Here is a 12,980-nt window from a genome sequence, read left to right as displayed (position 1 = left end):
CCGGAAGAACGGTATTTGACCTGTTTTTTGGCTCCCAAGCTGAAGTATCCACACCCCTGACCTGCGAATTCAAGTTACTGAGGGGCTTTTTCGCCCTTTTTCCACACGCATTCCACAGGTTTATCCACGTAGCGCCATCACAATGGGGAAATCTGTGGATAACACTGGGGAAACATGGGGATAAGCGGTGGACAAAAAGCGGATAACGTTTTTTGCGCATCTCACTCCCGTTACAGGCCAATTGAGGCGTGGATAAGGGTGGATAACTTTGCACCGAAAACTCCACAATTCACAATGGGGAAAAGGTGTGAATTGTGGATTCGTGGATAACGCTGTGGATTGTGAATAATTGATGCAAGTATCTTATAATCAATCATTTATAATCAACATACCCTGTTGATAGCCGGTGCATAAACGAGGACTTGTACACAAGTTATCAGCCCTGTTAATAACCTTTTTCGCTTATCCACTTATGCACAGCCCTAACGACTGGGAACAAAGAGATATTTTTTAAAAAATTTATTTCAAAAGTTATTAACCATGTGGAAAAGCTCGTGGGCCGGCTCGGTTTGAAAAGTTGAGTCCGGGCCAGTTGGCCGGGAGCACAGGGAAAAGCAGTGCGGCCCGGAAACAAAAACCGCCGGGCGCGAAAAATCGGCGACTATCCACTTTTCCACGGTACGCCGTGTGGAAAAGTGGATAGTTCGGCTACTGGGCGCTGGTTTTGCGTATACCCGCACCAAAACCGCTTGCACCTGCCGTATGCCCTTCGACTACACCCTCGATTTTCACCAAACCGATTTTCGGCGGCACCCAGAGCTTTACCGCGTCGGCAAAGGCGAGCAGGGGGTGTTGTTGGTGGAGCCTTACAAGGGCGAAATCCTGCCGCATTGGCGCTTTCGCACCCCGGAAATCGCCCGCGAATCGTCGGAGCAGATTTACGCCTTGTTTCTCGACTACCTCAAAGCCCAGGATTTTGTGGGTGCCGACATGGCCCGCAAGTTTTTGCAGATGGGCTACACCCGCGCCCGCCGCTACGCCAACCACCGCGGCGGCAAGAAATACGCCGGTCCGGTGCCCGCCGACAAAAAGGGGCAGAGCGGAGCGCACGGCCGTGCTGAGCTACCCCGCTCACCCGAAGACGCCGACAAGGCCGTGGCGGCCTCTATTTTCAAAGAAAAATGGGATCAGGCGCGGCAGCACCACGACTACATACACCAGCGCCTCGACTTTGAGCAGCGCTACGGCAAATAAGAACTTCTACCTTTAACCCCAATTTTCACCAGAGGCCACCGCTATGAACACTCCCCAATCACCACAATCCTCCAGCACAGAAGAACACGAAATCATCCTCGGCACGGGCATGGGGCCGCTGAAATTCGGCGCTTCCATGGACGAAGTGCGCACCCTGATGGGAGAGCCCGAAGAAATCGAAGAAGCCGAAGACGACGACGAGTTTGAACACCAGGCTTGGAACTACCTCGAAGAAGGCTATTCGCTTTACTTCGATCGCGAAGACGATTACCGCCTCAGCTGCATCGAAACCGACCATCCGGGCATGCGCCTTTTCGGCGAGTCTGTGCATGGCAAAAGCGTGCAGGAAGTACAGGAGCTGATGAGCCGCAACGGTCTCGAAACGCCCGAGGTCGAGAAGATGGATACTGGCGAAACCCGTCTCTCCTACGAGAAGGAAATGATTGACCTTTACTTTGATGAAGATCAGCTTCAGTTCGTCAACTTCGGGGTGTTTATAAACGACGATCTCGAAGTGCAATGGCCCTCTTAGGCAGGTAGTTATCCACAAAAACACCAATTTTCGGTGTGGAAAAGTGGATAAGTGCCTAATAGCTTAGGTAGTTAGGTGCTTTTTGATTCCGGTTCGTCTGACTAGCCTGTGGAAAACTTAATGTTCATCGGCTATCAACTCAACAAAAAAGCCGCTTCTGATTGGAGCGGCTTTTTGTGTGTTTCAAAGAATAGCAGTTTCGCTATAAAACAGCGCGGAAGAGCAAGAATAAACCGCCCGCCAAAAACATCGTGACAGGCAGCGTGAGTACCCAGGCCAGGGCAATGTTGCGCACCATCTGGGGGTTCAGGTTCTTGACGCCGCGGTTGGCTACCATCGAGCCGGCAATGGCCGACGACAGAACGTGCGTGGTGCTGGTAGGCAAGCCATAGTTGGTACTGACACCAATCATGAGGGCCGCTACTAATTCTGATGAAGCACCTTGGGCATACGTAAGGTGCTCTTTGCCAATACGTTCGCCGATGGTCTTTACGATGCGCTGCCAGCCAATCATGGTGCCTAGCCCCAACGACAGCGACACGATCAGCAGCACCCACGAAGGCGCGTAATCAGTGAAGGATTTCATTTCCTTGATGGCTCCTTCGTACATCGTGCGATCGGCGGTGCTGATGCTGATGCGCTTGCTGCCCATGAGCTTGGCTGCGCGGTTATTCAGCAGCAAAATGTCGCGGCGAATCTCGAAACGTGTGTTGCGCGGCAACTGATCAACAGACGTCTTGCTGGCAAAAATCCGGTCCAGATCGTTAGTTTGGGTTTGCGCTTCGGCGAGCAGCTGCCGGTCGTCGGCGTCCAGATCTTGTGGGTTTACTTTCTGCAATACTTGCTCAATCTTCACCAGCGAATCGCGCATGTCCAGCGGGTTCAGATCCTGGTTCAGCGCGAAGAAGGTCGGGACTATGCCAATGAGTATCAGCATGATAAGTCCTACGCCTTTCTGGCCGTCGTTGGAGCCGTGGAAGAAGCTCACCAGCGTGCAGGTCGTGATCAGGATCAGGCGAATCCAGAGGGGCGGTGGCTTGCGCTTGTGGGGCTCCTTAAAGATGGCCTTGCTCCTGACAAAGCGCTTGAGCAGAAACATCATGATGATGGTCAGCGAAAAGCCGAAGATCGGGCTGATGATCAGGGCCAGCATGGTTTCGCCGGCTTTGGCCCAGTTGACGGCCGCGCTGGCCGTGTCGGGCAGGAAGGTGAAGGCAATACCGACGCCCAGAATCGAGCCGATCAGCGCGTGAGAGCTCGACGAAGGCAGGCCATAATACCACGTTCCGACGTTCCAGATGATGGCCGAAAGAATGAGTGCGCCCACCATGGCAATGCCATGATAAACGTTCTGATCGACCAGGCTTTCGACGGGCAGCAGGTACACAATACCCATGGCCACGCCAATGCCACCGGCAAACACGCCGATGAAATTCCAGAAGGCCGACCACACCACGGCTACCCAGGGGCGTAGCGTATTGGTGTAGATGACCGTGGCAACGGCGTTGGCCGTGTCGTGAAAACCGTTAACAAATTCGAAGGCGCAGGCTGCAACAAGGCACGCAAGCAGCAGCAGCAACACATGAGGCTCTAAGCCAAACATAGGGGGGGAATTGGTGAAAAAACGATACGGGCAACCAAAGGTAGGAGGGCCTTTGGGCGGGGCAAGATTATGAAATTGTTACGGCTGCGACGAAATTCCGGAAAATTGAATAGGCATTGTACCGAAAATCGTGGAGAAAGTTCAATAAGTAGGGGTGGGGTAGCGGCCTGCTCCGCGCAGACTGTTTTCTTTACAATCGCTACGACGCCTGCCTTCTACAGCGGAGCCGGCGCCGCCGACTGACCTTCGCGCTACTATCTTTGCCCCATGAGCAACCCGAATCCGAAACCTACTTTAGAAAATACCCAACTCAAGGACATTGTGGCCCACGCCAAGGAATACGGCTTCGTATTCCCGTCGTCCGAAATTTACGACGGCTTGCAGGCAGTGTACGACTACGGCCCCAATGGTGTCGAGCTGAAGAACAACCTCAAGCAACTCTGGTGGCGCGCCATGACGCAGCTCAACCCCAACGTGGTGGGCATCGACGCGGCGATTTTTATGCATCCGCTCACCTGGAAAGCGTCGGGCCACGTCGATGGCTTCTCCGATCCCATGATCGATAACCTCGACAGCAAGAAGCGCTACCGCGCCGACGTGCTGCTCGAAGACAAAGCCGCCGAGTACGAAAACGCCGGCGACAAGCCCCGCGCCGACGCCTTGTTGGCTGAAATGGGTAAGCTATTGACAGATAACGACTTAGCTGGGGTTCGACAACTCATTGTAGATGAGAAGATTAAATGCCCCGTATCGGGCACCGCCAACTGGACCGAAGTGCGCCAGTTCAACCTGATGTTTTCGACGCAGGTGGGCTCGGTAGAAGGCGATTCGACGTTGATTTACCTGCGGCCCGAAACGGCGCAGGGCATTTTCGTCAACTTCCTGAACGTGCAGAAATCGGCGCGCATGAAGGTGCCGTTTGGCATCGCCCAGATCGGCAAGGCCTTCCGCAACGAGATTGTGGCCCGGCAGTTCATCTTCCGAATGCGGGAGTTTGAGCAGATGGAGATGCAATTCTTCATTCGGCCTGGCACCGAGATGGAGTGGTACAACAAGTGGAAGGAAACGCGCCGCCGCTGGCACGAAGCCCTCGGCTTGCCCGCCGATAAGCTGCGCTTTCACGACCACGACAAGCTGGCCCACTACGCCAACGCGGCCGTGGACATCGAGTACGAATTCCCGTTTGGCTTCAAGGAAATCGAAGGCATTCACTCGCGCACCGACTTCGACCTGTCGCAGCATCAGGCCCTGAGCCGCAAAAAGCAGCAGTACTTCGACAACGACCTCGACGAAGCTACCGGCAAACCCTACGGCAATTACGTGCCCTACGTGGTGGAAACGTCGGTAGGCGCCGACCGCCTGTTCCTGGCAGCGTTGTGTCAGGCTTATACCGAAGAAACCATCACGGAAGGCGAAGGGGAGAAGGAGCAAACCAAAACCCGCACATTCCTGAAGCTGCATCCGGCATTGGCCCCAATCAAGGCGGCTATTTTCCCGCTGGTGCGCAAAGATGGCTTGCCCGAAAAAGCAGAGGCCATCTTCAACGACCTGCGCCATGATTTCCGCCTCGTGTACGAAGACCGCGACGCCATCGGCAAGCGCTACACCCGCCAGGATCTGATCGGGACGCCCTTCTGCATCGCCGTCGATCACCAGACGCTGGAAGACGATACCGTAACCGTCCGGCACCGCGACTCGCGCGAGCAAACCCGCATGCCGATCTCGGAGCTGGGCCGCTACATCGGTGATGCCGTGAGCTTCAAGCGAATTTTAGAAAACCTATAAGTATTTGATTATAAAATACTTGTGTGTACAAGAAAAAGGCCCCGGAAGATGCTTCCGGGGCCTTTCTGTTTGGGTGGGTGAATAGAATTGGGTGGGGCGTAGTAAACGGTTAATTATCACTGAGCCAAGCGATGGCGTCGCGGCGGGAAGTAAAGTAGTTGAACTCGACCGGACCCAGCGGCACTAGCTGCGCCGAAGCCGGCGAGTAGCTGCCCACCTGCGACTGGTATTGCTGCACGGAAAGCACCGCCGCAATAAAGGTGGGTTGGTCAAACTCGATAGGCAGCTTCCGGACGATGGGATCCAGCACGTTTTGCTCGTCGTCGGAGGGCAGCGAAGCACTATCCTTCAGGTCCAACACCAGCTTGCCCACCTTCTGGCTGCGCATTACTGCTACCGTCTGCTCGAAGGCCAGTTGGAAAGCCGCCGACACGTTCGTGGCGCTATAGCTCAGCCAAAGGGTTTCAGTGCCAGGAAGATAGGTGAGCACCGCTTCCGGCGTTTGATACAAAGTCATTAGTGAAAAACGGAAAATCGATTCGTTGCTAAGTCCAAAAAACCGACAATGCAACTACTTGGTAAGGCTGCCTTTACGGGAATAGCGGCATAGGAAGTTGCCTATATTCCAGACATTATTTTGTTAGCCTAACAAACCGTTTCGTAAGTAGGTTTAATCCAACTCGATATACTTGCCGGCGCTTCACCGGCTAGCTGCGGCGCATTGCGTACCTTTGCTCCATTTTAGCGGTCTATGTGGAGTAAACTCGCTCTTTTCGTTATCAAGAACCGGCGCCTGCTCATCCTGCTGCTGGCTGTCATCACTGTGTTCATGGCCTGGAAAGCCAAGGACGTGGAGATGACCTACGACTTTGCCCAAGTGGTAAGTCCGGACGATCCGGAAATGGTTTATTTCCAGCAGTTTAAGAAGACATTTGGCGAGGACGGCAACGTGCTCGTGCTGGGCCTTCAGGACAGCAGCATCTACCGCATCGGCAACTTTAGCGAGCTGCGTGCCCTCACCGATACGCTCTCGCGCGTCGAAGGCGTCAGTGGTGTGCTATCGGTAACGAAGCTCATTGCGCTTCGCAAAGACACTGCTAATCAGCAGTTTACCGTGAAGCCGATCTTCGAGAAGTTTCCCGAAAACCAGCGTCAGCTCGATAGTTTGATGCGGGTGGTCAACCAGGTGGAGTTTTACAAGGGCCAGCTTATCAGCCCCACCACCGGCGCCACGCTGCTGGCCCTGACCATGGACCCGAAATACCTTAATTCGTCGCGGCGCCAAGCGGTGATGAATGACATTTTGGGCCACGCCGAGCGGTTCACGAAGAAAACCGGCATCCGGCTGCACTACGCGGGCCTGCCGTACGTGCGCTCCACGATGACCAGCAAAGTCGCCGGCGAGATGAAGTTCTTCGTGATGCTGACGGTGCTTGTGATGGCCGTCACGCTGTTCATGTTCTTCCGCACCTGGGCCGCGGTCGTCTTCCCGATACTGGTGGTACTGGTCGTCGTGATCTGGTGCGTAGGCTCAATGGTGCTGCTGGGCTACAAAATTAACCTGCTTACGGGCCTGATTCCCAGTATCTTGATCGTAATCGGGATTCCGAACTGCACCTATCTGCTGTCGCGCTACCACTACGATTACCGCAAATCGGGCAACCAAGTGCTGGCCATGACGCGCGTGATTCGCAAAATCGGCCTCGTGACGCTCATGAACAACACCACCACGGCCATCGGGTTTGTGGTGTTTTGCTTCACCAACATTGCCATTCTCTACCAGTTCGGGTTGGTGGCCACGATCAACATTTTTGTGGCGTTCATCATCTCGTTTATCCTGATTCCGGCCGTATTCACGTACCTGCCGCCGCCTACGCCGAAGCAGCTAGAACACCTTGATGCTAAGCCACTTACCAAGCTACTCGAATTCTTCGAGCATTTGGTACTCGATCGGCGTGGCACGGTGTACGCTTTGGCAGCGGTGATGGTAGCGATCTCCTTGCTGGGTATTTCGCGGGTACGATCGGTGTCGTACATGGTCGATGATTTGCCGAAGGAAAGCTCCGTGAACAGCGATCTGAAGTTCTTTGAGCAGCACTTTAACGGCGTGATGCCGCTGGAAATCGTGATTGACACGGGCAAGAAACGCGGCATTTTCAAGCTCAAAAACCTGGAGCGCATCGACCGTTTCGAGAAGTTTCTGCGCACCCAGCCCGTCCTGACCACGCCAGTCAGCATCGTTACATTCCTAAAAGCTTCAACCCAAGCATTTTATAACGACAGCCCCGAGTACTATCGCCTGCCCGATAATTCGGAGAAGAACTTTGTACTCAGCTACTTAACCAAGGCCCAGTCGAAGGGTAGCGGCAACGACAAGCTGCTGCGCTCCTTCGTCGACTCGACGGGCCAGCGGGCGCGTATCTCATTGAAAATCGCGGACATCGGCTCCCGCAACCTCGATACGTTGCTCTCCCGCCAGATTCAGCCCCAAATCCGGGAGATCTTCAACGGCACAGGCATGGACGTAAAGCTGACCGGCACGACCATCCTGTTTACCAAGGGTAACGAATATCTGATTAACTCCCTAAAAGAGAGCCTGATAATTGCCTTCGCCTTGGTGGGTTTGGTGGTGCTGTTGCTGTTTCGGTCGGTGAAGTCGGTGTTTTTCACGCTGATACCTAATCTGGTTACCCTCATTCTGACGGGCGGCCTGATGGGCTATTTCGGCATCCCGTTGAAGCCCAGCACGGCGCTTATTTTCAGCATTGCGTTGGGCATTGACGGCGACAACTCGATCCATTTGCTGGCCAAATTCCGGCAGGAGCTGGCCGTAAACGGTCGCCGCGTGAAAGCTGCTATTACCACGACGTTGAGCGAGGCGGGAACTAGTATGATTTACACAAGCATTACCTTGTTTTTGGGCTTTAGCGTCTTCGCCTTCAGCGAGTTCGGCGGTACCAAAGCGCTGGGTTTGCTGATGTCGGCTTCGCTGCTGATTACCAACTTTTCCAACCTGATTCTGCTGCCTTCTTTGCTCGTTACGTTTGAACACGGCAAAGACGAAACCATCGACAAATCCATGCTTCAGCATTACGACGACTCGTACCACGAAGAAGACGACGACACCGAACTCAACCTCGACCGCATGACCGTGCAGCGCCGTTTGGAATCATAAGAAGCCCAATATCGTGTCATTCCGAGGCACGAGGAATCTCTACCGTGCGGAATACCCTCCGTGTAGAGACCCTTCGCTGTGCTCAGGATGACGTTCTGATTTTGATATAGTTACGCCCCGAACATGAAATATCCCGAGTACAAACAGCCGCTCAATTACGCCCAGGTAGGCACCGACATCCTGCAATGGTGGAAAGAGAACGGCATTTTTGAGAAGAGCGTCAGCACCCGCGAGGGCCAGCCGACCTATGTGTTTTACGAAGGTCCGCCTTCGGCCAACGGTGCGCCCGGCATCCACCACGTGATGGCCCGCACGGTGAAGGACATTTTCTGCCGTTACCAAACGCTACTGGGCAAGCAAGTTTCGCGCAAAGGCGGCTGGGATACCCACGGCCTGCCCATCGAGTTGCAGGTGGAAAAGGAGCTGGGCATCACCAAAGAGGACATCGGCAAGAAGATCTCGATCGAAGACTATAACCAACGCTGCCGCGAAACGGTGATGCGCTTCAAGGCGCAGTGGGACGACTTGACCGAGAAAATGGGCTATTGGGTTGATCTCAACGACCCGTACATCACCTTCGAGCCGGAGTACATCGAAAGCTGCTGGGCACTACTTAAGAAGCTGTACGACAAGGGGTTGCTGTACAAAGGTTACACTATCCAACCGTATTCGCCAGCGGCCGGTACGGGCCTGTCGTCGCACGAGCTGAACCAGCCCGGCACCTACCGCGACGTGAAGGACACGACGGTGGTAGCGCAGTTTAAGGTCATCCGTAACGAGAAGTCGGAAAAGTTATTCACATCTGTGGATAACTCTGAAAGTGAACAAGATACATTCGTTCTCGCTTGGACTACCACGCCTTGGACTCTTCCCGCCAACACGGGCTTGGCTGTGGGCAAGAACATTCGCTATCAACTCGTTCGCACCTTCAACCCTTACACTTACCAGCCCATCAGGGTAGTGTTGGCGAAGGATTTGGTGAATCGCTATTTTACCGAAAAGGGCGCGCATGCTTCGCTGGAAGATTATAAAGCCGGCGACAAAGTGTTGCCATGGCAAGTAGAAGGTGAATTTTCCGGCAATGATCTAGTTGGTATCCGTTACGAGCGGCTGTTTGATTTTACGCCGTTTGAAGGTGAAGAACGAGCTTTCCGCGTCATCCCCGGCGACTTCGTAACCACCGAAGACGGCACCGGCATTGTGCACATCTCGCCCACGTTCGGTGCCGATGACTTTCGCGTGGCGCAGCAAAATGACATCCCGGCGCTGCTCGTGCCCGATGCAGAAGGCAAGCTCGGCCCCATCGTGGACCGGACGGGCCGTTATGTGCCGCAAATGGGCGAGTTTGGCGGCCGTTGGGTGAAGAACTACGACGGCCACGACGACTCCGGCGCCGACTATAAAACCCTGGACGAGAGCATCGCTATCAAGATGAAAGGCGACGGTACAGCCTTCAAAGTGGAGCGCTATGAACACACCTACCCGCACTGCTGGCGCACCGATAAGCCCGTGCTCTATTATCCTTTGGATTCGTGGTTTATCAAGACGACAGCGGTAAAAGATCGGCTCATCGAGCTTAATAAAACCATCAACTGGAAGCCCGAAAGCACTGGCACCGGCCGCTTCGGTAACTGGCTCGAAAACCTGGTCGACTGGAACCTGTCGCGCTCGCGCTACTGGGGCACGCCGCTGCCCATCTGGCGCACCCAAGATGGCTCGGAGGAAATCTGCATTGGCTCCATTGCGCAGCTGCGGGCGGAGATTGACAAGGCCGTAGCCGCCGAAATCATGACCCACAACCCGCTGGCGGAAGGCGAGAAAATCGACCTGCACCGGCCCTACGTGGACGATATTTTCCTGGTGTCGCCCAGCGGCCAACCCATGTACCGCGAGACGGATCTCATTGACGTGTGGTTCGATTCAGGCGCGATGCCGTATGCGCAGTGGCATTACCCGCTGGAAAACGCCGAGAAATTCCACAAAAATTTCCCCGCTGATTTCATCGCCGAAGGCGTCGATCAAACCCGCGGCTGGTTCTTTACGCTGCATGCCTTGGGTGTGATGCTGGAAGATTCGGTGGCCTTTAAGAATGTGATTGCCAACGGGTTAGTGCTGGACAAGAACGGCAACAAGATGAGCAAGCGCCTCGGCAACGCCGTAGACCCGTTTGCCACCATTGGCCAGTTCGGGCCCGACGCAACGCGCTGGTACATGATCGTGAACGCGCCACCGTGGGACAACCTCAAGTTCGACCCGGCCGGCGTGACAGAAGTGCAGCGCCGCTTCTTCGGTACGCTGTTCAATACGTACTCCTTCTATGCGCTTTACGCGAACTTGGATGAGTTTCAGACCAGCGAATTTGACCGCGTGCCGCTCTCGGAGTTGAGCGAGCTGGATCGTTGGATTCTGTCGAAACTACAGTCGCTGATCCTGGAAGTACGGGGTCATTTAGACAACTACGACCCCACGAAAGCGGCTCGCGCCATCCAGGATTTCGTTACCGATCAGCTCTCCAACTGGTACGTGCGCCTGTCGCGCCGACGTTTCTGGAAAGGCGAGCTGACGACCGATAAACGTGCGGCTTTCGAAACATTGCAGGAGTGCCTCGTGGTCGTTTCGCAGCTGATGGCGCCCATCGCGCCTTTCTTCGCCGAGTGGCTCTACCGCAACATGACCGACGGCATGCGTACCGAAGCCGTGGCCAAAAACACGCCGCTGGCTCCCGAATCGGTGCACCTGACGCTTTTGGTAGAGGCTGATACACAGCGCATTGACAAAGCCCTGGAAGAGCGCATGGAATTGGCCCAGCGCATCAGCTCACTTACGCACTCGCTTCGCAAGAAGTCGGTGCTGAAAGTGCGGCAGCCATTGCAGCGCATTTTGGTACCCGTACTTACCGAAAACACCCGCGAGCAGGTAGGGAAGGTAGAAGACCTGATCTGCGCCGAGGTAAACGTGAAACACGTTGAATTTCTGGACGATACGAGCGGCGTGCTGGTGAAATCAGTGAAGCCCAACTTCAAGCGCCTCGGCCAGCAATACGGCGCGCGCCTAAAAACGGTAGCGGCTCGCATCCAGCAGATGACACCCGAAGAGATCAGCCAACTCGAAAAAGCTGGTTCGCTGGCCGTAGAAGTTGAAGGTCAGCCGGTTACGCTGGCTCTGGACGACGTGGAAATCCGCTCGGAAGACATTCCGGGCTGGCTCGTGGCGTCCGATGGTCCGCTTACGGTGGCCCTCGACGTGACGCTGACCGACGAGCTGCGTCAAGAAGGCGTGGCGCGGGAGCTGGTAAATCGCTTGCAGAACCTACGCAAGGACAGCGGCCTCGAAGTGCAGGACAAAATCCGGGTAACGCTCGGCGCCGATCAGCCGGAGCTGGTGGCCGCCGTGCAGTCGTTCGGCGACTACATCCGCACCGAAACCCAGGCCCTCGCCCTGACGCTTGCCGGCGACCTGAAAGACGGCGCCGTGCTGGAGTTTGACGACTACAGCGTGCCGGTTCGGCTGGAGGTTGTAACTAACTGATTGATACTTGATTAAGAATAGCTCCGAAAAGCCGTAAGCACAACAGCGCACAAACCACTTTTCGGAGCGTTCATAACCGTTCAAAATCCCGCAAATCAGGCTCAAAAGGGCACAAAATGCCTACCAAAGCTTGTACCATTAGCACAAGAATGAAGTACTGGAAATATTATCTGCTGGCGTTGCTGGTCATTGTCATCGATCAGGTGTCCAAGTGGGCTGTGCACACCTACATGCTGCCCGGCATGCCCGGCGAAATTCCGGTTTTCGGCAACTGGTTCAAGCTGCATTACACGCTCAATCCGGGCATGGCTTTCGGCGTGGAACTGCCGCCGCCGTACGGCAAAATCCTGCTGACGGGCTTCCGTTTGCTGGCGATGTTCGGCATCAGCTACTACATCTTCAAGCTGTGGCAACGCAAAGCCTCTAATGGCCTGATCTGGTGCGTTGCACTCATTTTGGGCGGCGCCATCGGCAACCTGATCGACAGCATTTTCTACGGGATCATCTACAACAATGCCCCGTTTGGAGCGCCTACGCCGTGGTTTCACGGCCAAGTGATCGACATGCTGTATGCCGATATCTACGAGGGTTTTTTGCCAGCCAATTGGCCCCTGATCGGCGGTACACACCTGTCGCTCTGGCCCATTTTCAATATTGCTGACTCGGCCATTTTCGTGGGCGTGGTGCTGATTCTGCTCAACCAGAACCGGTTTTTTAACCACGAGCACGCCAACGATGCCCACCTGACGGAGCACAACAACGAGGCGCCTTCCATCGAATCGGTTCAACAAGCATAATTGATTGACTATAAAATAGTTAGATAAAGTAAGTGGTGCGTCTCTACTAGCCATAACATGCGGCAGTGGAGGCGCACCGCTGCTTTTTGTCTGTGTCAGAAAGCCGAAATACGTTGCTTGAAAACTTCACCCATTACCACAGAACGTCATGCAGAGCGTAAGCGAAGCATCTCTACTGTTTCGTTGTTTCTACTAGAGTAAGTACTGCGGGAGAGATGCTTCGCTTACGCTCTGCATGACCGCCTTTTACAATCTTATTGTTCGTGAACAACGTTTCAAGCTGCCAACTTACTCTGGAACATTTGC

At 54.7% G+C, this 12,980-nt stretch carries 8 protein-coding genes; 6 read left to right on the top strand and 2 right to left on the bottom strand.

Annotated features, from left to right (window positions below; all coding sequences use genetic code 11):
* Positions 1 to 762 precede the first annotated feature (762 nt).
* Both H9I52_RS18895 and H9I52_RS18890 read left to right on the top strand, forming a co-directional pair.
* Entirely contained in the window at positions 763 to 1,254 is a 492-nt protein-coding gene (locus tag H9I52_RS18895; protein ID WP_187455288.1) for a DUF4385 domain-containing protein, read from the top strand.
* 43 nt (positions 1,255 to 1,297) lie between these two features.
* Positions 1,298 to 1,786 (top strand): hypothetical protein, encoded by a 489-nt coding sequence (locus H9I52_RS18890; protein WP_139515262.1) that lies wholly within the window; start codon positions 1,298 to 1,300, stop codon positions 1,784 to 1,786.
* A 202-nt stretch (positions 1,787 to 1,988) separates the two neighbouring features.
* On the opposite strand, the gene H9I52_RS18885 is transcribed toward H9I52_RS18890, so the two are convergent.
* Positions 1,989 to 3,389 (bottom strand): inorganic phosphate transporter, encoded by a 1,401-nt coding sequence (locus H9I52_RS18885; RefSeq protein WP_187455140.1) that lies wholly within the window; start codon positions 3,387 to 3,389, stop codon positions 1,989 to 1,991.
* A 267-nt stretch (positions 3,390 to 3,656) separates the two neighbouring features.
* Between H9I52_RS18885 and H9I52_RS18880 the strand changes: the two genes are divergently transcribed.
* A complete protein-coding gene (locus H9I52_RS18880; protein ID WP_139515260.1) occupies positions 3,657 to 5,174 on the top strand; it encodes a glycine--tRNA ligase in 1,518 nt (505 codons plus the stop codon).
* Positions 5,175 to 5,283: 109 nt separating this feature from the next.
* Here H9I52_RS18880 and H9I52_RS18875 read toward each other — a convergent pair whose 3' ends face one another.
* Positions 5,284 to 5,691 (bottom strand): hypothetical protein, encoded by a 408-nt coding sequence (locus H9I52_RS18875; protein WP_139515259.1) that lies wholly within the window; start codon positions 5,689 to 5,691, stop codon positions 5,284 to 5,286.
* Positions 5,692 to 5,925: 234 nt separating this feature from the next.
* Here H9I52_RS18875 and H9I52_RS18870 point away from each other — a divergent pair, with 234 nt between their 5' ends.
* The 3 genes from H9I52_RS18870 (at position 5,926) to H9I52_RS18860 (ending at position 12,674) form a co-directional block, all read left to right on the top strand.
* Positions 5,926 to 8,349 (top strand): efflux RND transporter permease subunit, encoded by a 2,424-nt coding sequence (locus H9I52_RS18870; protein WP_139515258.1) that lies wholly within the window; start codon positions 5,926 to 5,928, stop codon positions 8,347 to 8,349.
* A gap of 123 nt (positions 8,350 to 8,472) precedes the next feature.
* Positions 8,473 to 11,877, top strand: a complete 3,405-nt coding sequence (ileS, locus tag H9I52_RS18865) for an isoleucine--tRNA ligase (RefSeq protein WP_187455139.1) — start codon at positions 8,473 to 8,475, stop codon at positions 11,875 to 11,877.
* A 149-nt stretch (positions 11,878 to 12,026) separates the two neighbouring features.
* Entirely contained in the window at positions 12,027 to 12,674 is a 648-nt protein-coding gene (locus H9I52_RS18860; protein ID WP_139515256.1) for a lipoprotein signal peptidase, read from the top strand.
* Positions 12,675 to 12,980 lie beyond the last annotated feature (306 nt).

This window comes from Hymenobacter sp. BT491 (assembly GCF_014349165.1).
Classification (GTDB): Bacteria; Bacteroidota; Bacteroidia; order Cytophagales; family Hymenobacteraceae; genus Hymenobacter; species Hymenobacter jejuensis.
Note: the sequence above shows the minus strand (reverse complement) of the source record. Positions and strands in the feature narration are given on the sequence as shown.